The organism is Nonomuraea phyllanthi (genome assembly GCF_006334985.2).
Taxonomy (GTDB): domain Bacteria; phylum Actinomycetota; class Actinomycetes; order Streptosporangiales; family Streptosporangiaceae; genus Nonomuraea; species Nonomuraea phyllanthi.
The window spans coordinates 64522-88372 of the sequence record NZ_VDLX02000025.1; the positions used below are offsets into that span (position 1 = coordinate 64522).

Below are 23851 nucleotides of genomic sequence, written 5' to 3' on the forward strand. Positions count from 1 at the left end.
CGGTCTTTCAGGCGGTGCCGCGCTCGATCAGCGGGCAGGGCAGCACGACGGTCCGCCCGGTGCCGGTGTAGCGGCCCGACATGCGGCTCATCAGCAGGTCGCCCGCCGTGCCGCCGGCCTCGTACGCCGGGTTGCGGACCGTGGTCAGGTGCGGGGTCACGATCGTGGCGGCGTCGACGTCGTCGAAGCCCACGACGGCCACGTCCTCCGGGACGGACAGCCCCAGCTCGTGGGCCACGTCGAGCGCCCCGATCGCCATCATGTCGTTCGCGCAGAAGACGGCGTCGGGCCGGGCGTCGAGCGCCATGAGGGCCTTCATGGCCTCGTAGCCCCCCTTGCGGGTCCAGTCGCCGCGCACCATCCGTTCGGCGGGGACCTTCCGCTTCGCGGCCTGCATGGCCGAGCGGAAGCCCGCCGTGCGCGCCGCGCCGTAGTGGGGCGGGCCCTGGATCATGGCGATGCGCTCGTAGCCGCGCGAGGCCAGGAAGGACCCGGCGGCGCGGGAACCGGTCTCGTCGTCGGGGATGACCGCGTCGCAGAGGGGATGGTCGAGCTGGTCGCCGATGCAGACGATGGGGGTCTGCTGGTCGACCTCTCCGAACGTGATCTGCGACGCGGTCTCGCCGGAGGCGAAGACGACGCCGTCCACGCCGCGGTCCATGGCGTCCTGGAAGAACTTGCGCTCCCGCTCGTGCTGGCCGTCGGTGTTGCAGACGTACGTGCCGTGCCCGGCGGCGTCGACGGCGTCGGCCAGGCCCCGCGTGAGCACGGCGTAGAACGGGTTGGTGATGTCGGGGACGACCACCGCGATCATGTGCGAGCGCCGGGTCCGCAGGTTGCGGGCCACGATGTTCGGCCGGTAGCCGAGCTCGCGGATGGCCTCCATCACGGTGCCCCGGGTGGCGGCCCCGACCGCGCGTTTGCCGGACAACACGTGGGAGACGGTCGTGGGGCTCACCCCCGCGCGGCGGGCGACCTGCGCGATTGTCACGCGAGAGTGTGGACTGGACGCAGCCTCGCTCGTCGACATGGCGGTATCCTACTGGAACCCTGAGGCAAAACGATTTGATGGGGTGGGTCGTCCATGACCGACCTGGTCGAGCGGTTCAGCACCGAGTCGCTGCTCCTACCCGACAGGGGCGCGCGGGTGATGCGCCCGCGGCTGCGCACCGTCGACGTGCACTGGCACGACTACTACGAGCTGTGCCTGGTGGTCTCGGGGGAGGCCGAGCACGTGGTGAACGGTGTCGCGCGGCCGATCGGCCGGGGGAGGGCCTTCCTGCTGTCGCCCGCGGACTTCCACGCCATCCGGTCGATCGGTCCCGAGCCGCTCGGCTGCTACAACACGGTCATCGACCCGGGGCTCATGGAGCGCCAGCTCGCCGGCCTGGGGCGGCCCGCGGTCGCCGACCTGCCCTGGCACACCGACGACTTCCTCGCCGCCGAAGGGGACCTGCGCCGGCTCCAGGCCGAGTTCGAGGAGCCACGGCTGGGCGGCGCGCGGCTGATCGAGTCGCTCGTGGGGTGCCTCGTGGTCGAGCTGGCGCGCCACCAGCTGGTCGAGGCGGCGGTCGCCGACCACCGCCCAGGCGTGGACGACGAGCTGCGGGCCGCGGTCCGCTACGTCGACCGGCACTTCCGCGAGCCGATCTCGCTCGCCGACGCGGCCCGGCGGGCGCACCTGTCGCCGAACTACTTCAGCGAGCGGTTCCGGGAGTACACTGGCTCCTCCTTCCAGCTCTACCTGCAGGAGCGCCGTCTACGGTTCGCCCGTTCGCTGCTCGCGGCCACGTCGTTGTCGGTGACCGAGGTGTGTCACGCCGCCGGCTTCAACACCCTGTCGCACTTCGGCCGTGCCTACCGGCGCAGGTACGGCACCGCTCCGTCGGACCGGTCGAGGCCGGCGAGCGGCCCCGCTCCGGGGGGTCTCGGGGCCGTCACAATGTGAACGGACGCCGGCCGAATCCATTGACAAAACGCCCAGCCCTTGGCAAGACTGCCCGCCAAGGCGCCAATCGATTTGCATCAGTTGAAGATCTCCGTCTTCCACTGAGCGAGTAGTAGGGAGCGGTGTGGTGAGGTTCCAAGGATCCTGGACGGCTCCGGCGATCATTGCGGTGGCGCTCGCGGCGTCTCTGAGCCTCTCGTCCTGCGGAAGCGATGGACAGAATCCGACCACCGATGTCGGCAAGGGCGCAGGTCCGGTGAAGGACCCCGCCTCGCCGCAGACTGTGACGTTCTTCTCCTGGGTCGGCAACGAGCCGCAGATGAAGAAGATGGCCGACGAGTTCCACAAGCAGCACCCCAACATCACGATCAAGTTCGAGAACGCCCCCGCGGAGCAGGCGCAGCAGGTGCTCAGCACCCGCATCGCCGGCAACACCGCCCCCGACGTCGCCTACATCAACGCCAGCGACACCAGCGACTACGCCGCCAGGGGCGCGCTCGTCGACCTCGGCAACTACATGGGCCGCAGCGAGGTCGTGAAGCCCGACGACTACGTCGAAGGCTTCAAGACGTTCGTCACCTGGAACGGCACGATGTGGGGGCTGCCGTTCGACGGCGAGACGACCGGCCTGTTCTACCGGACCGACCGCTTCAAGGAGGCCGGGATCGACGGCCCGCCGAAGACCTGGGACGAGTTCAAGGCCGACGCCGAGAAGCTCACCGACGCGGCGAAGGGCAGGTACGGCTTCGAGATGTTCGCCTCGGAGGCGGCGTACTACTTCTACCCCTGGCTCTACCAGGCCGGCGGCGACGCGCTGACCGACGACGGCAAGGACGTCGCCTTCGACAGCGCGGCGGCCAAGACCGCGGCCGCCTTCTACGTCGACCTCGCCAAGTACTCCCCGAAGGACTACCTCAACTCCAACTCCTACGACGGCCGGGTGGCGTTCGCGAAGGGCGACGTGGCGATGTACGTGGCGGGCGCCTGGTTCGCCGGCACGCTCGCCGACGAGTACCCCAAGCTCACCGGCAAGTGGGCCGCGGCGCCGCTCCCCGACGGGACGGCTGGGTGCAAGACCACTCTCGCCGGCGACTCCCTGGTGATGTTCAGCCAGACGAAGGTCTCCGACGCCGCGTGGCTGTGGATGGAGTTCCTCTCGCAGCCCGACAACCTGGCCAACTGGACGTACAAGACCGAGGGTACGCTGCTGCCTCCGACGAAGTCGCTGCTCAACGGCGACGACCTCGCCAAGGAGAAGCCGATCCTGAAGCCCTTCGCCGACCTGATGGCGTGCGGAGTCGCGAGCACGGTCGCCAACCCCAAGTACCCGCGGATCGAGACCATCCTCAACGAAGAACTCAGCAAGGCCATCTACGGCGACCAGACCGCCGCGGAGGCGCTGGACAGCGCCGCCCAGCAGGGCAGGGCGATCCTGGCCCGCGGCTGAGCGAGCGTCCGCGGCACGGGACGACGCGTCGCCGGGCCGGCCCCCGGCCCGGCGGCGTACGGAGGAGAGGAAGAAAGTGATGGCGCAGCCGCTGGTGCGGACCGAGACGGACGCAGCGCCTGTGAGGACCGGAGGCCGCTGGTCTCGCCCACGCTCCCGGCCCGGGACCCCGCCCGCGAACCGGCGCAGCCTCCCGGCCCGCGTCTGGAAGGAACGGTCGGCGTACGTCTTCCTGATGCCCGGCATGCTGATCTTCTCGGTCTTCACGCTGGCCGCGCTGGTCTTCGCCTTCTACCTGACGTTCCACCGGTGGAGCATCATCGAGCCGGACAAGCCGTTCGTCGGCCTGACCAACTACCGCGACATGATCCACGACGAGCGGTTCATCGAGTCGGTGCTGAACACCATCTACTTCAGCGGCGCCTCGGTCCCGCTCTCGATGGCGACCGGGCTGGTGCTGGCGCTTCTGGTCAACCTGCCGCTGCGACTGCGCGGCCTGTTCAGGACCGCGTTCTACCTGCCGGTCGTCACCCCGTTCGTGGTCTCCGCCATCCTCTGGAAGTGGCTCTACAACGGCGACTACGGGCTGTTCAACTACTACCTGCTGCAGGCGCACATCATCGACGACCCCTTGCTGTGGCTGTCGGACAAGAACCTCGCGATGCCGGCGGTCGTCCTGATGAGCGTGTGGGCGGGCACCGGATTCTCCATGGTGGTCTACCTCGCCGGGCTGCAGGCGATCCCCCAGGAGCTCTACGAGGCGGCCCGCATCGACGGTGCCGGCGTGTTGCAGCGCCTGCGGTACGTCACGATTCCCATGCTGCGGCCCACCACCCTGTTCCTGCTCGTCATGGGGATCATCAGCTCGCTGCAGGTCTTCACCCAGATCTTCGTGATGACCAACGGCGGACCGGTCAACAAGACGACGACGATGGTCTATTACATGTATCTCTGGGCGTTCAAGTACTTCGACATGGGCTATGCCAGCACCCTGGCGTTCGCGCTCTTCCTCATGCTGATCGTGTTCACGGCGCTCCAGCTGCGCCTTTCCCGGCAGGGGTCCGTCGCGTGAGCGGCGTCGAGGCCGGAGTCGGCCTGCGCGAGGCCCCGGCGGCGCCGGAGCCCGCCGCGCCCGCCCGTAAGCCGCAGAACGGCAACAACCAGTTCGGGCTGCGGCAGAAGGCGCTCACGTACCTGGTGCTCGCCCCGCTCGCGATCCTGTTCCTGGCCCCGTTCGCCTGGCTGATCAGCGCGTCGTTCCAGCCGATGGGGGAGATCTTCTCCACGACGCCGCACTGGATCCCGAACGACCCGACCCTGGAGGGGTACAAGGGCTTCCTGAACGTCGGAGACCTCACCAACGCCCAGCAGGCGCAGGGGCACGGTGACTGGCGGTGGTTCGTGAACAGCGCCTTCGTCGCGCTCACGATCACCGCGCTGCAGACGTTCTTCAACGCTCTGTGCGCCTACTCCTTCGCCAAGCGCCGCTTCCCCGGGCGCAACGTCATCTTCATGCTCTTCCTGGCGACGATGATGGTCCCCGGGCAGGTCACGCTCATTCCGAACTACCTGATCATCCAGCACATCCCGTTCTTCGGCGGCAACGACTGGATGGGGAACGGCGGGCACGGCTGGCTCGACTCCTACTGGGGTCTGATCATGCCGGGGATCGTGTCGGCGTTCGGCATCTTCCTGCTCCGCCAGTACATGCTCTCGATCCCGGACCAGCTGCTGGAGGCCGCCCGCATCGACGGCGCGAGCGAGTTCCGGATCTTCCGGTCGGTCGTGCTGCCGCTGTGCGGGCCGGCGCTGGCGGCGAACGCGATCTTCACCTTCCAGGGGGCGTGGGAGGACTTCTTCTGGCCCCTGATCATCATGTCCAGCCCTGACAAGATCACCGCACCCGTCGGCCTCGCCCTGTTCGTGGTGCAGAACCGCACGTCCTGGACCCTGCTGTTCGCCGGGTCGGTGATCGCGGCCCTGCCGATGATCATCGTGTTCCTCGTCTTCCAGCGGAAGTTCGTGCAAGGCATCGCTCTCACCGGACTCAAGGGGTGACCATGGAGGAGGAGGCGAATCCGGCGGTGGCCCGGGACGTGCTCACCCGGCTGCTCGACGCCGGGAACGGCGTGCTGAGGTGCGAGCCCGCCTGGGTCGCGCGCGACTTCCTGCCGCCGGGCCGGCGGCTGGGCCTTCCCGAGGACGCCTACGACGTCGGGGAGCGCGGCGCGATCTGCGAGCGGTGGCTCGCCTCGACGACGAAGGCGGACAACCGCGTCGGTCCCCCGGACGAGGGGCTCAGCCACGTCGTGGGGGAGCACGGCGAGCGGCTCCTGCTGCGCGACGCCGTGGCCGCCGACCCCGCGGCGATCCTCGGCGCCGCGTACGCCGCCTCGCACCCCGCCGGGCTGGGCCGGCTGGCGAAGATCTTCGACTACGCCTACCGGCTGCCGTACCACATCCATCCGGCCCAGGAGTTCGCCTCGCTGGTCGGCCGCAACGCCAAGGACGAGTCCTACCATTTCCTGCCTGGTGTCGACCTGGGGCCGCACCCAGAGACGTTCTTCGGCGTGCACCCGTGGATCGCGGAGCAGTCCGCGCACGAGGTGCTGCTGCCGTACCTCGTCGACTGGGACAGCGACCTGATCCTCCGGCACGCCCGCGCGGAGCTCCAGGTCGCCGGCGAGGGGTTCCACGTGCCGTCCGGAGTGCTGCACGCCCCCGGCACGGCCCTCACCCTCGAGCTGCAGGAGGACTCCGACGTCCTGGCGATGTTCCAGGCGCTGAACGCCGGCCGGATCATCTCCAAGGACCTGCTGTTCAAGGACGTCCGCCCGCTCGACCGCGAGCGGCACGGCGAGCGGTTCCCGCTCGGCTTCGTGGACTGGGAGGTCAACGGCGACCCCTGGTTCTACGAGAACCGCCACCTGAGCCCGCGGCCCGTCGCGGGCGCGAGCGGCGACGGCGAGGAGACCTGGGTCTTCTACAACACCACCAAGTACGCCGGGAAGCGTCTCGTCGTCCCGCCCGGCGGCAGCCACCGGCTGCGCGAGCCCGGCGTCTACAGCGTGTTCGCCTGGACGGGGGAGGGCAGGCTCGCCGGGCACGAGGTGCGCGGCGGCGAGCCCGGCCGGGACGAGCTGGTGGTCACCCATGACGCGGCGACCCGCGAGCACGAGGTCGCCAACACCGGAAGCGAGGATCTCGTGGTGTTCCTGTTCTTCGGGCCCGGCCTCCACACGGAGGCGCCGTCCATCGCCGGCCATGCGAGGTGACGCCGAGCTGACGGTCGGCCTGCTCGGAGCCGGCATGATCGCCGGCGTCCACGCGCGCGCCTACCGTCACTGCCCGGGCGTCCGGCTGGTCGCGGTCGCCGATCCGGTGCCGGGCAAGGCCGGGCGGATCGCCGGCGAGCACGGCGCGAAAGTCGTACCGGACCTCGACGCGCTGCTCGACCTGGGCGTCGACGTCGTCGACGTCTGCACGCCGCCGACCGCCCACGCCGACGCCACGATCGCCGCCCTCCGGGCGGGCAGGCACGTGCTGTGCGAGAAGCCGATCACACGCACCATGGACGAGGCGCGCCGCGTCCTCGCCGCCGCCGAGGCCGCACCCGGACTGCTCTCGATCGGGCAGGTGGCCCGTTACGGCCCCGACCACCGGCTCGCCCGCGACCTGGCGGTGTCGGGCGACATCGGGCTCGTGCGCATGGTCAGCCACTCGACGACGACCTCGTTACCGGGGTGGAGCGAAGCGGGATGGCTCGCCGACGCCACGACGTCCGGCGGGCCGCTGCTCGACCAGGGCGTGCACGGGTTCGACTACGCCCGGTGGGTGATCGGCAGTCCCGCCGTACGCGTGCACTGCATGGCGGCCGGCAGCGGCGCGGGCGAGCCGACCTACACCCTGGCGACCGTCCGCTACGAGAACGGCTCCATCGCGCACGTCGAGTGCAGCTGGGCCCACCCGGCCTCGCGCGGCTTCAAGCTCCGGGCGGAGATCGTCGGCACCGAGGGCCGGCTGTCGTGGGACTACGACCACATGATGGGCGGCGTCCTGCACGCCCGCGAGGGCGGCGCGGAGTGGTGGGACGTGCTCGGCGACCGCGAGTTCGTCCTGGAGCTGGGCGCGTTCTTCGCGGCCTGCCGCGACGGCGGGCCACCGCCGGTGCCCGCCGCCGAGGCGGTCGAGTCGCTGCGCACGGCGCTCGCCGCCCTCGAGTCCGCCCGCACCGGAAAGACGATCGACCTGACCACGTGGGAGCTGGGATGAGCCGCAAGCCGGTCGGCGTCGCGATCCTGGGCGCCGCGCACATGGGCCACGCGTGGGCCTACTCGCGCGCGCTCACGCGGTCGCCGAACGCCCACGTCGTGGGCCTGTACGACCCCGAGCCCGAGCACACCCGCTGGATCCACCAGGACTTCGGCGTGCCGCTCGCGGGCGACGCCGCGGCGCTGGCGGCCTCGCCCGAGGTGGACGCCGTGCTGGTGTGCGGCGCCACCGACGAGCACCGCGCCCACGTCGAGCTCGCCGCCGCCCACGGCAAGCACGTCCTGTGCGAGAAACCGATCGCCACGACGGTCGAGGACGCCGAGGCGATGGTCGCCGCCTGCGCGGCCGCGGGCGTGCAGCTACACGTGGCGTTCGTGTCCCGGTTCCTGCCCCTGGTCCAGCGGGCGCGTACGGCGGTGCGCGGGGGCCGCCTGGGCGACCTGATCGGCCTGGTGGGGGCCAACCGCGGCCGCCCGCCGCTGCCCCCGGCCTACCCCCGCTGGATCACCGACCCGGTGTCCGCAGGCGGGGGCGCGCTCATCGACCACTCCGTCCACGTCACCGACGTGATGCGCCACGTCAGCGGGCTGGAGGTGGCCGAGGTGTCCGCCGAGGCCGGGTCGCTGCTGTGGAACCTCGACGTCGACGACGTCGCGGTGGTCTCGCTGCGCATGGACAACGGGGCGGTCGCCGGCATCGACCCGAGCTGGTCGGTGCCGGCGGACCACCCGTGGGACTACGACTTCTCCCTCCGCCTGGTCGGCACCGAGGGCTCGCTGGAGATCGCCGACGGGGCCGAGGCGCTGAACGTCGTCAGCACGCGCGAGGGCGGCCCGCGTGGCCTGCGCCGGGCGTCGTTCGCCGAGGACGCCGACCGGGCCATGATCGAGGCGTTCCTCGCGTCGGTGCGCGGGGGCGTGGTCGAGGAGCCGTGCGCGACGGGGCAGGACGGCGTGCGCGCCCTGGAGGTCGCGCTGGCGGCCTACCGCTCCTCGGAGCTGGGGCAGGTCGTCGTGCTGCGGTAGCCCGCCGGACGCGGCGGTTCGCGCACGTCGGGAGGAGGCGCGCGGAGGGCGGGGTGGCGGCGGGACGTGCCCGGTGACGCTCACACGTGCAGGACGACCTCGCCGTCCTCCTGGGTGACCCGGTAGGTCTTGAGCCCGACGCGCTTCGGGTCCAGGAGCGACCGGCCGCTCTCGATGTCGAACTCCCAGCCGTGCCAGGGGCAGCGGATCACCATGCCGGCCCTGCCGTAGACGTACTCGTGCGGGCCGGCGGGGACGAAGGTGCCGCTCAGCGAGCCCTGGCACATCGACGCGCCCATGTGCGGGCATTTGTCGCTGATCGCGAAGAACTCCTCGCCGACGCTGATGACGCCGACCGGCCGCCCGTTCACGTCGACGGTCCTGCACCCGTCCCGGCGCACGTCCTCGACGCTGCCGACCCGAACTTCCATGCGCCCACCCACTGACCCTCTGTTGCTGTGCCAATCGATTTGCTATCCATAACTATGACGGTTCCGCGCCATCTCGGCAACGACGATCCGGACAGGAGTTTCCATGGCCGACCTGCGTGACCAGCCCCCCACCGAGGCGTCCGCGCCGGGCCGCTACCGGCTCGTCGACTGCGACGTCCACCCGGTCACCAAGAGCGGCCTCGGGGAGCTCCGGCCGTTCCTGTCGCTGGCCGAGCAGCGCCGTCTGGGCCTCGACGAGCGCCGCACCCTCGGCACGACCGGGCATCGCGAGGCGGTGTCGATCCCGCGGAACATGCTCTACATCAACCCGGCCGGGGTGCTCCGCGACGACGCCCGCGCTCCCGACGGGTCCGCGCCGGGCGCCGACCCGGTCTTCACGGCGCGGCACCTGCTCGACGGCAACGGCATCGACCGGGCGGTGCTCATCGGCGGTGAGGTGCTCGGACTGGGCGCCCTGCCCGACCCGGACGCCGCGGCGATGATCGCCAAGGCGTACAACCAGTGGCTCGCCACCACCTGGTTCGACGCCGACGACCGCTACCGCGGCTACATCGTGGTCGGCGCGCAGGACCCGCCGGCGGCGGCCAGGGAGATCCGGCGCGCGGCCGAGGACGAGCGCTTCGTCGGCGTGCTGCTGCCGCTCACCGACATGCTGATGGGGCTGCGGCACCATTACCCGATCTACGAGGCCGCCAACGAGATCGGCATCCCGGTCGCCGTCCACCCCAACTCGGGCGAGGGCATCTACCGCACCTCGCCGCCGATGGCGGGCGGGACGCCGACGTACTACGTCGAGTGGCACAGCGGGCTGAGCCAGGTGTTCCAGGCGAACCTGATCAGCCTCGTCTGCCACGGCGTCTTCGAGCGCTTCCCCAACCTCAAGGTGATCCTCACCGAGGGCGGGCTGGGCTGGATCCCCGACGTGATGTGGCGGCTCGACAAGAACGTCAGGGGCCTGCGCGACGAGGTGCCGTGGGTCAAGCGGCTGCCCAGCGAGTACATCGTGGATCACGTCCGGTTCACGACGCAGCCGCTCCCGGAGCCGAAGCGCCGCCACCACCTGCACGTGCTCTGCGAGATCGCCCGCGCGGACCGCACCCTGATGTTCAGCTCCGACTACCCGCACTGGGACTTCGACGACCCGCGCCACGCCCTGGCCACGCTGCCGCCGGAGATCAGGCAGCGGGTGAGCAGCGACAACGCCATCGAGACCTACGGCGCCCGCCTGTGACGCCACCCCGGCGGCTCTGGCCGGCGCGCCGGCGCCGGTCAGAGCCTTGGCAGGGTGGGATCAGAGCGGCGGGCGGGCCGGAGCGTTCTGGAAGGCCTGCAGGATCGCGGTGTACGCCGGCTTCGGCTGGAGGTTCTCGTCGAACGGCAGCGGCCGCCGCGCGGCTCCGTCCTGGCGCGGGAAGTCCTCCTGCAACCAGGTGTAGCGGTCGCTCAGCCCGAAGTTGAGCACGACCTTCACCGCGGGCTCCTGGAGGGCCACGGAGAGATAGAGCGCGTACACGTCCGCCACGGCGGCATCGCGGCTGGGGATGTCGGCCTGCAGGCCGTCGTCCTGGACGTCCATCTCGGTGATGAAGATGGCCAGGCCCCGCGCCGCGACGTCCGACAGGAACGTCCGGTAGGCCGCCGTGTCGAACTTGCGGGCGAAGCCGTTCGCGTTCAGGTGTGCCTGCACGCCCAGCGCGTGCACCGGGACGTTCCTGCTCTGCAGGTAATCGATGGCCTGGAGCATCGACCTCCGGCGGGCCGCCGCGTCCGACCCGGTCTCGAATCCGAAGTCGTTGATGAGCAGCAGGGCGTTCGGGTCCTGCTGGTGGGCGAGGGTGAACGCCTCCTCGACGTAGGTCGGGCCGATCGTCTGATACCAGGGCTCGACCGTCCAGAACCCGTTGGCGTCCTTGCGGCGCCCGTCGGTCACCTCATTGGCCACCACCCAGGCCGTCACCTGTCCTGCATAGTGCGCGACCTCCTGCTCGATCGTCCCGAAGAGGAGGTCGCGCGCCTCCTGCGAGCCGAGGTTGTAGAGGGCGTCCGGATCCCACCCCTCACCCAGCCCCTCGTCCCAGACCAGATGCGCCGCGAGCACCGGCTGGGCGTTGCCGGTGGCGAAGGACACGATCTGGTCGCCGTAGGTGGAGTCCAGAGGCGCGTCCGGCGTCGGCTTGAGCCGGTACCACAGCAGGTCGTCCTCGGTGAGCAGCATCCCGCTCTCGCGCGCGTACAGCGCCGCGTAGGCAGGGTCCGGCTGCACCTGCCACGTCGCGGCCGAGGAGCCGTACCGGATGCCCTTGGCCAGCGCCGCCTGATACAGCTCGCCCGCCGGTGCCGCCCACGCCGCACCCATGGTCATGAACGGCGACGCACCACCCAGCAGCGCCGCGGCTCCCAGTCCGCTACCGACGAGGAACGACCTCCGACGGAGACCTCCCTGACCTGCCATCGCCTACTCCTTCACCGAGTCGTCCGAAGAACCGCGCGCGATGCAAATCGATTTCCCTCAACAGATACACCCGTCGATCACTCGTGGGAAGGCCCAAGCGCGAGCCGGCCCCCGGCTCCGGGGGACGGGTGGGTTGCTGGGGACGGGCAGCGATCACCTCACAGGCGCTGGACGCACGCCTCGGAACCGTGCGTTCGCGCGTCAACCGCGCCCGAGAGAGCTCGAACGCCGCTCAGCTGGCAGGTGGGATCACGCAAGGCTCCCGATCCAGGCCGTTCGGCCACGTCCAGAAACTCACCTCGGATCCAGGACGGGCCAGACAGCGGAGCAGCCGGGACGGCTTGTCCGCCCTCAGCCCTGTCTCCTCCTGGATCTCGCGGAGCACCGCCTCGTCGGCGAGTTCCCCGTCCTCCACCATCCCACCGGGTAAGTCCCACTCCGAACCCAGATCGCCCGCGTTCCGCTGCCGGACCAGGAGGACCTCACCGTCTCTACGTGCTATCGCGCTGGCGGCGAGTACAGACAACGCTTCATGATCTCCAGTCCGGGCACGCCCTTGTCGCGCCGCAAACGGCCGTTTGGCTAGGCTGAGCCGGTGTCCTGGACGCTGGAGACCCCTGACGGCCGCACGCTGAGCGTCAACGCCTGGAACTGGCGGCCGGCCCTGGAGTTGCTGGAGAGCGCCGGTGTGCTGGACGCCGAGACGGCGGAGCTGCTCGGGTACAACATCCTGGTGGAGCTGGGCGGCGAGGACGCCCGGCGGATCGCCGCCTTCCTCGACAGCTACCTGTCGACCGCTCCCGCCGGGGGCCGGGTCCTGCTGGACGGCTCGGTCACCACGGAACCCGACACCTTCGAGTTCCACCGGGACGATCTCGCCCGCAACTACTCGGCGACGGTCGAATGGCTGACCCGTTTCCGGGATTTCTGCCACGCCGCGACGAATGGTTTCACCTGCTGCTGAATAGCAGGGCCGACCGGGCGGGCGCGGTTCTTGCAAGCCGTTCTTGTTGAGAAGCACTCGTTTATGTACGATCGCTTTCGTCGTGCCTCGGCGGCATCAGGATCGCCGTGGATCGCGTGGCCGGAGGTGCCCGTGGCTCCGAAGAACTGGGCAAGAAAAGTGCTCGTCGCTGCGGCGATAATCGCCGCCGGTATCGCCCTGGCGAGCCCGGCTTCCGCCGATGGCGCAGTGCCCGGCGGCGGCCAGGTAACTACCGATGGTTACACGTGGTCCAATTAGAGCGGTCCTCGTAGCCGAGTTCACCGGCCGGGAGCCCGATGGGCGATCCGGCCGATCGGCTCGCCGTCCCGGCCCCTGATCTGAACGGCTCGGGGCAGATCCTCCACGCCGCCGCCCTCAGGGATCATGCCCCAGAGGAACGGGATCAGGTAGCGAGGCGGTTCGCCCAGGACCTCGGTCAGGTCCTCCTCGCTGATGGCGAAGGTGAAGGCCGGACCCTCGCGCGCCGGGTTCCATCCGTGTTCGACGGCGCGCCGGACGCATCCGGCGACGAGGAGGGGACGGACCACGATCGTCCGTCGCCCGTGCCGGTTGTCCGCCCGGGCGCAGGGGAGTGACACCACGAGCACACCCGCCGGCTCCTCGGCCCGCTCGACGGCGAAGGTGAGAGGGTGCAGGTCGTCGCCGCCGGTATGGCCCGGTCTGTGGCTGACCCTCCAGCGGTAGGCGGTGCCGTCGACGGTGATGAGTCGCGTGCCCTTCTTCGGCATCGCCATAAGCGCCTCCAAGCTCTCTGTACGGTTTCCTCGCCGTTTCGCGGACGTGGCGGAATCGGCGGGAGGTGTTGTACGACGCCCGCAAGCGTAACGACATGCCACCGCCATGATCCAATTATTTTCCCCTGGATAATCGGACCGGCCGTATTGCTGCGGACGGCGCGTAACGAGCGAATACGGCACGGTGATCTGCGGAATTTCTGCTCCATTCGCATCACCCCTCCAGGCGGCAGGCTCGGCGCGAGGCGAAGGAGAATTGAGCGGTGACCCTACCGGTGACGAAGTCGGCCGGCGGGCCGGTGAGGTAGAGGACGGCGGCGCACTGCGCGGCGCCCGCGTTCACTCGGGGACGATGAGGTGCCGGGCTCGGACGGCGGCCCTCAACGCATCCGGGTCGCCACTGGCCTGATACACGTCCACGGCGGTGTCGGTGAACTTGATGACGTGTTCGTCGCCGTTGGCGACGGCGCGTTCGAGCAGTTCGGCGATCGGATCGTCCGCGCGGGGAACGTCGGGCAGCTCGGCCTGCGGAACGGTGTGGCCGGGCTCGTAGGCGGACACGATCGCGGCGACGGCGGACCATACCGCGGCCAGGCTCGGCGCCCACATCTCGGGCGGCAGGGCGGGCAGGGTGTGCTTGATGGCGTTGGGTGCCGTGGCCGTATGCACGAGCAGGATGGGACTGCCGTGCGCATGGTGGAGATAGCGCACCGTGGCCGCCCGCACCAGTTCGTCCAGGAGCTTCGGTACGTCGTCGGCGTTCGCTGGAGCGCGCAGGGCGGCCTGGGCGGCGGGCCAGCCGGGTACGTCGGCCAGCCGGGCGAGCCGGCGGGCGATGACCCCTGACTGGTCGGCGAGGTGCGGGATGCCGGCGAGTGCCTGCTCCGGGCTCAGGTTCCCCGACGGCGGGGTGGCGCCGGGGATGGGGCGGCAGCGAGCCGCCCAGAAGGCGAGGGCGTGCGCCAGCTCGGCTCGTGCGAGTTCCCCGACGCCGCCGGTCAGGCTGCGGACCGCATGGCCCACCCGGATCGCTCCGTGCGTGGCGCCGGCCGTGATCCCGGGCAGGAGCACGGGCCACCAGGTCGTGAGAACGTGCAGCCAGGGGTGCTCGGCCATCTGCCGGGTGAAGTACTCCGCCCAGTCACCGACTCTGGCGCGCCCTCCACCCAGGGCATCGCGCAGATTCTGCTCGTTGATCGGTTCCCGGGACGAGGGCAGTTCGATCAACCGGGCGAGGTACGTGTCCAGCCAGGGCGACACCTGCGCACCATGTCCGCGACGCACCAGGACCTCCGCGGCCATCGGTCCGTGGTTGGCCAGTCCGTGGTTGCCGTCCCGGTCGCCGCCGAACTCGGGGCCCGTGCGGTGCAGCCGCAGATAGGCCTCGTCGAGAGGGGCGCTCGCGTTCATCATGGCTGTCCTTCGTCACATCGCGGAACTCATGACCGTGCCCGGCGCCCGCGCTCGGGGGTCCGCGCACGCGCAGGATGCTGCGGTCACGTCACAGTGTGGAGTCCTGGCTGGCCTGTTGTTAAGGTCCAGATCTGTGGAATTTGAGGAGGCCAGATGGTTGTCCTTGCAGCGTCTGCCGGGTGAGAGGCTCGCGGAGGCGGCGGAGCGCACCATCCGCGAAGCCATCCGAGCCGGATCGTTGCGCCCGGGGGTGCGGCTTCCGTCCTCGCGGGCGCTCGCCGCCCAGTTCGGCGTTTCGCGTGGCGTGATCACCGAGGCCTACGAACAACTGGCCGCACAGGGCCATCTCGTGACCCGGACCAAGGCCGCTCCGCTCGTCGCCGATGCCCCGCACCCGGTCCCGCGGCGGGCGCCGCAGCGCGAGGAACCCGGTCGCGTACGGTTCGACTTCACCCCGACGACTCCTGACGTCTCGCAATTCCCCGCTCGCCAGTGGGCGGCCTGCCTGGCGGCCGCAGCGAAGACTTCGCGGTGCCGCTCGGCGCCTACGATTACGGCGACCCTCGCGGAACTCAAGAGCTTCGCGAGGTGCTGGCCGGCCATCTCGGTCGCACCCGCGGCCTCGTCGCCGACCCCGAGCAGATCTTCGTCGTGCACGGGACGGCACAGGGCGTCGACCTGCTCATGCGAGCGCTGGCGGCCGAAGGGGCGTCGTGCGTCGGGGTGGAGGACCCCTGCCTGCCGAGCCAGATCGAGCGGATCAGGGTTCATGGCCTGGTCGCACGGCCGATGCCGGTCGACGCCGCCGGCGTCGTCATCAACGATCCGGACGTCGACGCCGTGCTCATCACTCCGGCGCACCAGTTCCCCACGGGTGTCGTGCTGTCGGGGGAGCGCCGGCGCGCGCTGCTCAACTGGGCCAGGCGGACCGGCGGCCTGGTGCTGGAAGACGACTACGACGCCGAATTCCGATATGACCGCCAGCCGGTGCGCGCACTGCAGGGCCTGGGGCCCGAGCACGTCGCCTACCTGGGGACCACGTCCAAGACCCTGGCTCCAGCGCTGCGCCTGGGGTGGGCGGTCGTTCCCGCTCGCTACATGCCCCAGGCCGAGCGCATCCGTCTCCTGCTTGACGTCTGTCCCCCCGCGATCGACCAGCGGGCCCTGGCCATGATGATCGAACGAGGTGATTACGACCGGCACGTGCGGCGGGTCCGCAAGGTGTATCAGCGGCGGCGCGAGCACCTGATCGCCGCCCTCGCCAAGCATCTGCCCGGTTTCCAGGTCGAGGGGATCGCCGCGGGGATGCACGTCCTGGTCCGGCTGCCGGCGGGCGTCGACGACACCGCCGTCGCGGCGCGCGCTCTTGGTGAAAGCGTTCGAGCGGTCCCGCTGAGCCGGTTCAGCGTCGTGGGCAACGCCCGAGGCGGCTTGGTGCTCGGCTACGGCCGCATCAACGAACGCGACATCGATGCGGCGGTCGCCGCGCTGGCGGCGGTAATTCCTGCCTGAACAGGTGATTGAATCCGGACCAGCGCAACGTGAAGATCTTGGTGGTGTGAGGCCCGGCGGCGTGGAGACCTTACGACCAGATCGTCACCGGCGGTCCGCACGGCGGCGCGCATCCAGATCAGGGCGAGGCGCCCGCCTGTGGATGCGGTGCCTCACCCTGACGATCGCGACGAAACTACCGGGCCAGCCGACGCGGTGTCATGGGGTCATGCTCGCGAGGGGTCGCCACAGGCCTCATGACCGACGGATCTCGTGAGATCAGGTGAGGTTGAGCTGCCAGGAGACCCCGAAACGGTCGTTGACCCAGCCGAACTTCGTGCTGAAGCCATAGGAGCCCAGCGGCATCAGCGCCTGACGGCCCTCGCCCAGCGCCGCGTACAGGCGGTCGATCTCCTCCTCGGTGTCGCATGCGACGTAGATCGAGATCGACGGCGTGAAGGTGAAAGCGTGCACCGGTTCGCTGTCGATGCACATGTACTCCTGACCGGCCAGCGTGAACGTGGCATGCTTGATCTTGCCCTCAGGGCCGGGCTCTCCAGCTGCGAAGCGCTCGACGTGCACCACCTTGGCGTCGTCGAAGAGCGAGATGTAGGACGTCATGGCCTCCTCGGCGTCGCCGTTCTGGAACATCAGGAAGGTCGTGGTCTTCTGGGTCATGACTGCTCCTCTTGGGTGGCATAGAAGGTGGTGGTGGCCGCCACGGTGGCGGCGACCTGGTCTGCCGAGCCGCCTGCGGCCTCGTAGGTCCGGCCCACGCCTGGGCGCCGGCCGTGAGGAAGCGCCTGCCCTCCTCGGTCAGGCGGAAGGCGTCTTCGCCGATCCGCCCTTCGCCCGTCGACAGATGCGGGCCCAGGCCCAGCAACGCGAGATCCCATCCCACGCCTGCGGCGCCCGGGCCGAAGCCGGACCAGAAAGTCGGGCGGCACTTCGGCGGCGTGCACCAGCTCGAACAGGGTCTCGCCGCCGGCGTTGCCCTCCAGCTGATAGGAGCCGCCGAGCTTCAGCTCGCCGGTGACGGGCAGGAACCAGCGGCTCAGGCGCTCGGCGTCGGTGCAGGCGCCCCACACGTCCTCGACCTCGGCGTCGTAGCGCCGTCGCAGCGTGAGGACCTTGCGCTCGCCGTCGACCAGCTCGCGATGCGCCCGGTCGATCTCGTCAACGGAGTCCATCAGGTGTGCCTTTTCTCGTCGGTGATGCGGCGTTCGCGCCTGCCAAGGGAATGCGCGCTGGATGGCCGAACCCAACTATTTCAGCACTTACTTATATAAGTCAAACCTGGTGCATGGTCTTCGAAGACACCTCCTGAGAAGGTGGGGACTGCCAGGAGGCCCGGTAGCGGCCGGGCTTCGTCTGGACACGTGCCATCCGCCACGGCGACCCGGAGGGTGGCGCGGCCGGCGGTCGCCGGCACCGGTCACGAGGTCGTGCGGGTGCGGTACCAGTCGAGGGTGGCGGCGATGGCGGTGGTGTGCGGGGTCGTGGTGAACGGCCCGAACGTGGTGCTGAACTTCGAGGTGTCGCTGACGAAGGGCCGGTCGCGCTGGTACCACGTCTCGCCGAGGGCGCGCACGGTCGGGTTGAACAGGCCGATCAGGCGTTGCGTCGGGCGGCCGAGCGCCGCGGTCCTGCCGGGCCGCCCCAGCTCGGCGATCACCAGGTCGAGGAACTCGCGGCCGGTCACGGCCGGTGCCGCCGGCAGGTGCCAGGCCTGGCCGTCAGCCCGCGTGTCGCCGCCGAGCGTCACCAGGGCCCTGGCGATGTCGGGCAGGTAGCTGAGCGTGTGGGGCTGGTCGAGCGCTCCGACCCAGCGGATGGTCTTCCCTGCGAGCGCCACCGTGCCTCGTCCCCGTAGCGGCCGGCGCGGCGCTGGTCGGCGAGGATGGTCCGGGGGAGACGGGTCCTCCGGCCGGTTCTCAGCGGCTCACGGCGGTGGGCCGTTCGACGCGCGACAGCTTCTCGGGATTGCGCACGTGGTAGGCGCCGGTGACGTAGCCGTTCTCCACGTGCACCGCCACCACGCCGTCGATCTCGCCGTTGAGCCGGATGAGCAGCCCGGGGCCGCCGTTGATCTGCACCAGCTCGGCCGACCTTTCCGCGTCGCGCTTCCACCAGCCGACGGCCAGCAGGCGAGCCACGTTGCCGGCTCCCACGACGGGCCGGAGCAGGGCGTGCTTGACACCGCCGCCGTCGCTCAGGGCGACGACGTCGGGCGCGAGGATGTCGAGCAGGCTCTGTAGTTCGCCGGTTTCGACCGCTCGCTGGAAGGCCTGGAGGGCGGCCCGGTGTTCGGCCGGGGAGCCGGTGCCGCGTGGCCGGCGCGCGGCGACGTGTGCCCGTGCCCGGTAGGCGATCTGGCGTACCGCGTTCGGGCTCTTGCCGACGGCCTCGGCGATCTCGTCGTAGTCCAGGTCGAAGACCTCGCGCAGTACGAACACCGCTCGCTCGATCGGCTGGAGCGTCTCCAGCACCAGCAGCATGGCCATCGAGACGCTGTCGGCCAGCTCGACGTCCTCGGCCACGTCCGGCGCGGTGAGCAGCGGCTCGGGCAGCCACGGCCCGACGTAGGACTCCTTGCGCCGGCCGAGCGTGCGCAGCCGGTCGAGTGCCTGCCGGGTGACGATCCGTACCAGGTAGGCGCGCTCCTCCCGCACGCCGGCGAGGTCGACGCCCGCCCATCGCAGCCAGGTCTCCTGCAGGACGTCCTCGGCGTCGGCGGCCGAGCCGAGCATCTCGTAGGCGACGGTGAACAGCAGGTTGCGATGGGTGACGAACGCCTCGGTGGCGGGCTCCACCTGGTCGGCGCGGTCGGGGCGTCGCGGGGTGCTCGTCGTTCGTTCGTCGCGTTCGCTCATGCCTTGCCCCCGCCTGTCCGCCTCAAGCTCTACCACACGCACAAGACGCCGCTGCCGGCCGTTTCGTAACACCCGCGGTCGGTGGCCCACGTCACATGCCTGCGCTGTTACGAGGGGGCCGGCGTCTTGTGGTTGTCAGGACGCCGCGCGAACGGGGGCGAGACGTCGCCTTCGGCCATGGCGTGCACCACTGCCTGGGGGCGCCGCCGGCACGGATGGAGATGTGCATCGCCTTTCCCGGTGATCAGGTGAACGGACGATGCTGAGCGCTGATGCCGCAGCCGGCGATCCCCCTCACTCCACCCAGCGAGGCGACCACCACCGAGTGATCCATCGGCCCGGGGTCGTCATCCCCTGGGGCCGTAGGCCGTGAAGAAGATGTGCACGAGGATGAGCACGACGATCCACACCATGGCGCGTCTGGTCGGCGGGGGACCGCTGCGGAGCAGGGAGATGCCGAGGGGGATGAAGGCGACGCAGAGGCCGCCCACGGCGATGAAGGACTGCGGTTCTGTGCCTTTGAGCGTCCCGAGCGCGAGCGCCGACATCAGGCCGAGCGCGACCGAGCGGCCCAGTCCCAGGGCGCCGGAGCGGTAGGCGCCGACGGCCAGCACGACCCAGCCGAAGAACGCAGGTCCGGACATGGCCCTGAACGGATGCCAGATCGTGTCCCGCCATGCCAGGTAGTAGTCGTCGATGCCGCCCAGCATGGTCTGCAGGCCGAGGCTGTCGGTCAGGTGGAAGGCCAGGTGATCGGTGCCGAACTGGAAGGTCCGGGTGAACAGGCCGACGATCACCAGGCAGCCGCCCCACAGTCCCCACAGCGGGCTGGTGGCGGCGATCCTCTGCGCCAGCGTCATGACCGCCGGCCACAGCAGGACGAAGCCGGCGGCGAAGCAGGTGTAGGCGGCGGTGACGAGGGCGGGGTGATGGGTGTAGGCGGTGAGCTGATAAGGGACGAAGAAGTAGAACGGCGAGCGCAGGAGGGTCCCCGTCATGATCAGTGTGGGGCCGCCGATCAGGGAGACGGCGCTCACCCATCGTCCGGGGAAGGGGGGATGGCGGTCCAGGTTGGCCGCGGCGTTGGCGGCGCGCCGGTCGGCGTCGGCCTGTCGTCGGCGTGTGATTCGTCCCCGAAGGTCCGCATTCATGGATCCTGCTTTCGTGTCGATGTCACGGTGCACCAGCATCGTCACGGTCAGCCGGGTGGGAGCGCGTCTGGCTCGGGTCGGATCTTGCCCGGCGTGCACGAGCCGGTGGTACGACTCCGGGTGGATGCGGATGTCTGACCGTGGTCGGATGCCGGCCGATCGGGGGAGGCGATAAATTGCGCGTCATGGTTGCGGCCCGGCGGTTCGGTGGAGGCGGTGTCGTCGATGCCGCGGTGGCGGTCATCGTGGCGCTGACCATCGGATATGCCCTCGTCGATCCGCCGGGACCGTCGTCGGCTTGGCCCGCTTGGTCGGCGTGGCCGGTGGCGGCGATCATCGGTTTCCCCGTGGCCGTCCGGCGGCGGTGGCCGCGGACCATGCTGGGGTTCGCGTGCGCCGCGGGGGTGCTGGCGACCGTGGCCGGTGCCGTCGCGGCAGGCGTGATCTGGCTGTCCTTCGTGCCGGCCGTGCTCGTGCTGTATCTGGTGGCCGCCACCGTCTCGACCCGGTGGTCGGCGGCGGGCCTGGCGGCGTGCGCGTTCGCGGCGGTGGCGGCGATCCTGATCTTCTACGACCGGGTGCTCCCCGGCCTCCCGCCCGCGGCGTCGCCCAGCGAGCTACCGCCGTACTGGCCGGTGGAGATCGGTGCGATCAGCGTCCTCCTGACCGCCGGATGGGCCATCGGGACGGTCGTCCGCTGGAAGCGGGATACGACCGCTCGCCTGGTCCGCCACCTCGCCGAGGCGGCCGTCGACGATGAACGCAGGCGCATCGCCCGGGAGCTGCACGACGTCATCGGCCACAGCATGAGCCTGATCGCCGTCAAGGCCACGGTGGCCAACCATGTCGCCGACGCCCGCCCGCAGGAGGTACGCGCCGCCCTGGCCGTCATCGAGCAGACCAGCCGAAACACGCTCACCGAGATCCACCGGGTGCTCGGCCTCCTGCGCTCCGACGGCGATCCCCAGCAGCCTCACCGGCCCGTCCCCGGCATGGCGGACCTGCCCGAGCTGGCCGACCACGCCCGCTCGGCCGGCGTGGAGGTGGATCTGACCGTCCGGGAGGAGGCCGTGCTGCCTCCCGCGGTCGCGATGTCGGTCTACCGCATCGTGCAGCAGGCCCTGACCAACGTCGTCACCCACGCCGCGCCCACCCGCTGCTCTGTCACCGTGGAGGTCGACGGACGGGAGGCCGTGATCGAGGTCATCGACGACGGCCCCCGCCACGGCCGGCCGCCGCGGGCGCGCCACGGCGGGCACGGCCTGATCGGCATGCGCGAACGAGCCAAGATGTACGGAGGCACGTTCAGCGCGGGACGCCGCCCCGACGGCGGCTTTCAGGTGACGGCTCGCCTGCCCTACGACCCGAACGGCACCGTGACATGACCGCCGATCCGTCCCCGCCCATCCGGGTTCTGCTGGCCGAGGACCAGGTCCTGGTGCGCGACAGCCTCAAGGTCCTCATCGACACCACACCGGGGATGGCCACCGTGGGCGAGACCGGAACCGGCACCGACGCGGTGCTCCTGGCCCGCCGGCACCGCCCTGACGTCGTGCTCATGGACGTGCGCATGCCCGGCATGGACGGCATCGAGGCGACCCGGCGCATCTGCGCCGCCCCCGAAAGCGCCGGCGTTCGCGTGCTGATCCTCACCACGTTCGATCTTGACGAGTACGTGTACGCCGCGCTCAGGGCCGGCGCCAGCGGATTCCTCATCAAGAGCGCGAGGGCGAGCGAGCTCCTGGCCGCCATCCGGGTCGTCGCCTCCGGCGAAGCGCTGCTCTCGCCCACCGTGACCCGCCGGCTCATCGCCGAATTCCTGCAAGCCCCGCACCCCGCCCCGGCCGTGCGAGACCTCAACGACATCACCCAGCGCGAGCGCGACGTGCTCACCCTCATCGGCAAGGGGCTGTCCAACGCCGAGATCGCGGAGCACCTTCACCTCACCGTCGGCACGGTCAAAACCCACATCGGGCGTCTCCTGGCCAAGCTACACGCCCGGGACCGGGCCCAGCTCGTCATCGCCGCCTACGAAGGCGGGCTCATCACCATCCCGCGCGACCCCCGCTGACCCGTCAAGCCCGCGTGAGCTGGGCGGAGCACGCACCGGAGTGCGAGGGCACCGGCCGGCCACGATCCATGACCGGCTACGAATCCGCGGGAGCGCCAGAACGTCATGTGGACACACCCGAATGTCCTGACCGGTCTCGATCATGGTGTCTCCTGGGCGAGCTCCTGCCCCGCTGATCGCTGCGGGCCGTCTCGACAGGCGGCCGGCGCACGTGACGGCTTGATGTTCGTTAGATTTAGTACGTGCTGAATATGCCCGCTGTGCTGCCGTTCGATGGATGTGACCTGCGCTACGCCGACAGCGGCGGTGAGGGGACGCCGGTGGTCTTCACGCACGGCGCCGGGGCCGATCACGTGATGTTCGACGCGCAGGCCGAACACCTGCGCGCCCGTGGGTATCGCGTCATCGTCTGGGACATGCGCGGCCACGGCCTGTCCCAGCCGGCCGGCGGCCCGTTCACCGCCGAACGGGCGCTCGCCGACCTGCACGCCCTCATCGAACACCTGGCGCTGGACCGGCCCGTGCTGGTGGGACAGTCCCTGGGCGGCAACCTCGGCCAGGCCCTCGTCCAACGGAACCGCCGCCTGGCCCGAGCTCTGATCGTCATCGACTCGGCATGGAACACCGGGCCGCTGTCCTGGAGCGAGCGCATGCTGCTCAAGACGGCGGCGCCGATGCTGCTGGCGCTCCCGGCCAAGCACCTCCCGAAGCTGATGGCCGACGCCTCCGCGGTCACGCCGGCCGCCCGGGTAGATGCGCGGCGCGCCTTCTCCCAGATGTCCAAGAAGGACTTCGTCCAGGTATGGAAGGCCGCGGTGGAGCTGGTCGTCCCCGATCCCGGCTATCGGACGCCCGTTCCGCTGTGCCTGATCCGCGGCCGGCACGACCGCACCGGCAACATCGCCTCGGCCATGCCCCGATGGGCCCGAGCCGAGGGGGTCGAAGAGGTCGTCATTCCTGACGCCGGCCACATCTGCCCCCAGGACAACCCGCAAGCCGTCAACGTGGCGATCGAGACGTTCCTGCACACGCTGAGCCGCCAGGAGCAGCGATGAACGCCGACAGGCGCGGCTCGTTCATCGTCTCGGTGGGCGACCTGCTGGCCTCCTGGAACCTGCCGCACGCCACCGGCCGCGTCTACGGCCTGCTCCTGGTGAGCGAGGTGCCACTGTCTCTCGACATGATCGCCGCCGAACTCGCGCTGAGCAAGGGATCGGTGAGCACCGCGGTGCGCCAGCTGGACTCCTGGGGGCTGGCCAGGACCATTCCCCAGCCCGGAAGCCGCAGGCTCCTGGTGGAGGCCGCCGGCGGGATCGCGTCCTTGCTGGAAGCCAGCCACGCGCGCGCCAAGACCCTGATCGCCGCCCTGCGAGAAGGAGAGGACCTCGTCAGCACCGATCCCGCACGCCGGCGGCTCGAGGACGTGATCGGCCTGTTCGCCAGCTACGTCGACGTCGGGAGCCAGATGCTCAGCACGTACCGGCGGCAGCAGGAACGCGGCAAGGAGAGCTGACGG

At 70.3% G+C, this 23851-nt stretch carries 26 protein-coding genes and 1 pseudogene; 15 read left to right on the forward strand and 12 right to left on the reverse strand.

The features are described from left to right. Positions 1–7: 7 nt before the first annotated feature. Positions 8–991, reverse strand: coding sequence for a LacI family DNA-binding transcriptional regulator (locus FH608_RS44160; RefSeq protein WP_193318962.1), 984 nt, complete (start codon positions 989–991; stop codon positions 8–10). Between the two features lie 93 nt (positions 992–1084). Between FH608_RS44160 and FH608_RS44165 the strand changes: the two genes are divergently transcribed. The 7 genes from FH608_RS44165 (at position 1085) to FH608_RS44190 (ending at position 8692) form a co-directional block, all read left to right on the forward strand. Then, positions 1085–1948: a helix-turn-helix domain-containing protein gene (locus tag FH608_RS44165; protein ID WP_139637029.1), complete on the forward strand. Its 864-nt coding sequence runs from the start codon at positions 1085–1087 to the stop codon at positions 1946–1948. A gap of 256 nt (positions 1949–2204) precedes the next feature. Next, the gene (locus FH608_RS44170; protein WP_139637030.1) at positions 2205–3395 is read left to right on the forward strand and encodes an ABC transporter substrate-binding protein; all 1191 of its coding nucleotides are present in this window, start codon (positions 2205–2207) and stop codon (positions 3393–3395) included. 235 nt (positions 3396–3630) lie between these two features. Beyond that, entirely contained in the window at positions 3631–4467 is an 837-nt protein-coding gene (locus FH608_RS44175; RefSeq protein WP_193318963.1) for a carbohydrate ABC transporter permease, read from the forward strand. Next, positions 4464–5453, forward strand: a complete 990-nt coding sequence (locus FH608_RS44180) for a carbohydrate ABC transporter permease (RefSeq protein ID WP_139637032.1) — start codon at positions 4464–4466, stop codon at positions 5451–5453. The genes FH608_RS44175 and FH608_RS44180 overlap by 4 nt, the downstream gene beginning before the upstream one ends. A 2-nt stretch (positions 5454–5455) precedes the next feature. Then, the gene (locus tag FH608_RS52075) at positions 5456–6670 is read left to right on the forward strand and encodes a cupin domain-containing protein (protein ID WP_193318964.1); all 1215 of its coding nucleotides are present in this window, start codon (positions 5456–5458) and stop codon (positions 6668–6670) included. Further along, on the forward strand, positions 6660–7667 hold the full coding sequence (locus FH608_RS44185) for a Gfo/Idh/MocA family protein (RefSeq protein ID WP_193318965.1): 1008 nt from the start codon (positions 6660–6662) through the stop codon (positions 7665–7667). Before FH608_RS52075 ends, FH608_RS44185 begins: the two co-directional genes overlap by 11 nt. Beyond that, complete coding sequence (locus tag FH608_RS44190) at positions 7664–8692, forward strand: Gfo/Idh/MocA family protein (RefSeq protein WP_139637034.1); 1029 nt, start codon at positions 7664–7666, stop codon at positions 8690–8692. Before FH608_RS44185 ends, FH608_RS44190 begins: the two co-directional genes overlap by 4 nt. Before the next feature lie 80 nt (positions 8693–8772). Here FH608_RS44190 and FH608_RS44195 read toward each other — a convergent pair whose 3' ends face one another. Continuing rightward, on the reverse strand, positions 8773–9123 hold the full coding sequence (locus tag FH608_RS44195) for a Rieske (2Fe-2S) protein (RefSeq protein ID WP_139637035.1): 351 nt from the start codon (positions 9121–9123) through the stop codon (positions 8773–8775). Between the two features lie 103 nt (positions 9124–9226). Here FH608_RS44195 and FH608_RS44200 point away from each other — a divergent pair, with 103 nt between their 5' ends. Further along, on the forward strand, positions 9227–10375 hold the full coding sequence (locus tag FH608_RS44200) for an amidohydrolase family protein (protein WP_139637036.1): 1149 nt from the start codon (positions 9227–9229) through the stop codon (positions 10373–10375). A 60-nt stretch (positions 10376–10435) separates the two neighbouring features. On the opposite strand, the gene FH608_RS44205 is transcribed toward FH608_RS44200, so the two are convergent. Together FH608_RS44205 and FH608_RS54585 are read right to left on the reverse strand one after the other, a co-directional pair. Next, the gene (locus tag FH608_RS44205) at positions 10436–11596 is read right to left on the reverse strand and encodes an endo-1,4-beta-xylanase (RefSeq protein WP_139637037.1); all 1161 of its coding nucleotides are present in this window, start codon (positions 11594–11596) and stop codon (positions 10436–10438) included. Positions 11597–11828: 232 nt separating this feature from the next. Next, complete coding sequence (locus FH608_RS54585; protein ID WP_139637038.1) at positions 11829–12122, reverse strand: NUDIX domain-containing protein; 294 nt, start codon at positions 12120–12122, stop codon at positions 11829–11831. 69 nt (positions 12123–12191) lie between these two features. Between FH608_RS54585 and FH608_RS44215 the strand changes: the two genes are divergently transcribed. Beyond that, positions 12192–12560 carry a hypothetical protein gene (locus FH608_RS44215; protein WP_139637039.1) on the forward strand — a complete coding sequence of 123 codons (369 nt, stop codon included), beginning with the start codon at positions 12192–12194 and terminating at the stop codon, positions 12558–12560. Between the two features lie 299 nt (positions 12561–12859). On the opposite strand, the gene FH608_RS52080 is transcribed toward FH608_RS44215, so the two are convergent. The 3 genes from FH608_RS52080 to FH608_RS44225 all read right to left on the reverse strand — a co-directional run bounded on the left by FH608_RS52080 (position 12860) and on the right by FH608_RS44225 (position 14749). Beyond that, entirely contained in the window at positions 12860–13336 is a 477-nt protein-coding gene (locus FH608_RS52080) for a hypothetical protein (RefSeq protein WP_193318966.1), read from the reverse strand. Between the two features lie 214 nt (positions 13337–13550). Continuing rightward, a complete protein-coding gene (locus tag FH608_RS54040; protein ID WP_264372953.1) occupies positions 13551–13679 on the reverse strand; it encodes a hypothetical protein in 129 nt (42 codons plus the stop codon). Beyond that, on the reverse strand, positions 13676–14749 hold the full coding sequence (locus FH608_RS44225) for a questin oxidase family protein (protein WP_139637040.1): 1074 nt from the start codon (positions 14747–14749) through the stop codon (positions 13676–13678). The genes FH608_RS54040 and FH608_RS44225 overlap by 4 nt, the downstream gene beginning before the upstream one ends. Before the next feature lie 28 nt (positions 14750–14777). Here FH608_RS44225 and FH608_RS54590 point away from each other — a divergent pair. After that, positions 14778–15101, forward strand: a pseudogene (locus FH608_RS54590) (GntR family transcriptional regulator); the annotation flags it as partial. A gap of 179 nt (positions 15102–15280) precedes the next feature. Further along, entirely contained in the window at positions 15281–16261 is a 981-nt protein-coding gene (locus tag FH608_RS44235) for an aminotransferase-like domain-containing protein (protein WP_193318967.1), read from the forward strand. A gap of 258 nt (positions 16262–16519) precedes the next feature. On the opposite strand, the gene FH608_RS44240 is transcribed toward FH608_RS44235, so the two are convergent. The 5 genes from FH608_RS44240 to FH608_RS44260 form a co-directional block, all read right to left on the reverse strand. Further along, positions 16520–16918, reverse strand: coding sequence for a VOC family protein (locus FH608_RS44240; RefSeq protein ID WP_139637042.1), 399 nt, complete (start codon positions 16916–16918; stop codon positions 16520–16522). Next, entirely contained in the window at positions 16915–17430 is a 516-nt protein-coding gene (locus FH608_RS44245) for an SRPBCC domain-containing protein (protein WP_226900453.1), read from the reverse strand. The genes FH608_RS44240 and FH608_RS44245 overlap by 4 nt, the downstream gene beginning before the upstream one ends. Positions 17431–17675: 245 nt before the next feature. Beyond that, entirely contained in the window at positions 17676–18095 is a 420-nt protein-coding gene (locus tag FH608_RS44250) for a Rossmann-fold NAD(P)-binding domain-containing protein (RefSeq protein WP_139637043.1), read from the reverse strand. Positions 18096–18174: 79 nt separating this feature from the next. Beyond that, the gene (locus FH608_RS44255; protein ID WP_394367739.1) at positions 18175–18990 is read right to left on the reverse strand and encodes an RNA polymerase sigma-70 factor; all 816 of its coding nucleotides are present in this window, start codon (positions 18988–18990) and stop codon (positions 18175–18177) included. 470 nt (positions 18991–19460) lie between these two features. Beyond that, complete coding sequence (locus FH608_RS44260) at positions 19461–20264, reverse strand: hypothetical protein (RefSeq protein WP_226900454.1); 804 nt, start codon at positions 20262–20264, stop codon at positions 19461–19463. 185 nt (positions 20265–20449) lie between these two features. Between FH608_RS44260 and FH608_RS44265 the strand changes: the two genes are divergently transcribed. The 4 genes from FH608_RS44265 (at position 20450) to FH608_RS44280 (ending at position 23848) form a co-directional block, all read left to right on the forward strand. Then, positions 20450–21649 carry a sensor histidine kinase gene (locus tag FH608_RS44265; RefSeq protein WP_139637045.1) on the forward strand — a complete coding sequence of 400 codons (1200 nt, stop codon included), beginning with the start codon at positions 20450–20452 and terminating at the stop codon, positions 21647–21649. Continuing rightward, entirely contained in the window at positions 21646–22335 is a 690-nt protein-coding gene (locus FH608_RS44270) for a response regulator (RefSeq protein ID WP_139637046.1), read from the forward strand. The genes FH608_RS44265 and FH608_RS44270 overlap by 4 nt, the downstream gene beginning before the upstream one ends. A 251-nt stretch (positions 22336–22586) precedes the next feature. Beyond that, entirely contained in the window at positions 22587–23390 is an 804-nt protein-coding gene (locus FH608_RS44275; RefSeq protein ID WP_139637111.1) for an alpha/beta fold hydrolase, read from the forward strand. Continuing rightward, a complete protein-coding gene (locus FH608_RS44280; RefSeq protein ID WP_139637047.1) occupies positions 23387–23848 on the forward strand; it encodes a GbsR/MarR family transcriptional regulator in 462 nt (153 codons plus the stop codon). Before FH608_RS44275 ends, FH608_RS44280 begins: the two co-directional genes overlap by 4 nt. The last annotated feature ends 3 nt before the right edge of the window (positions 23849–23851 follow it).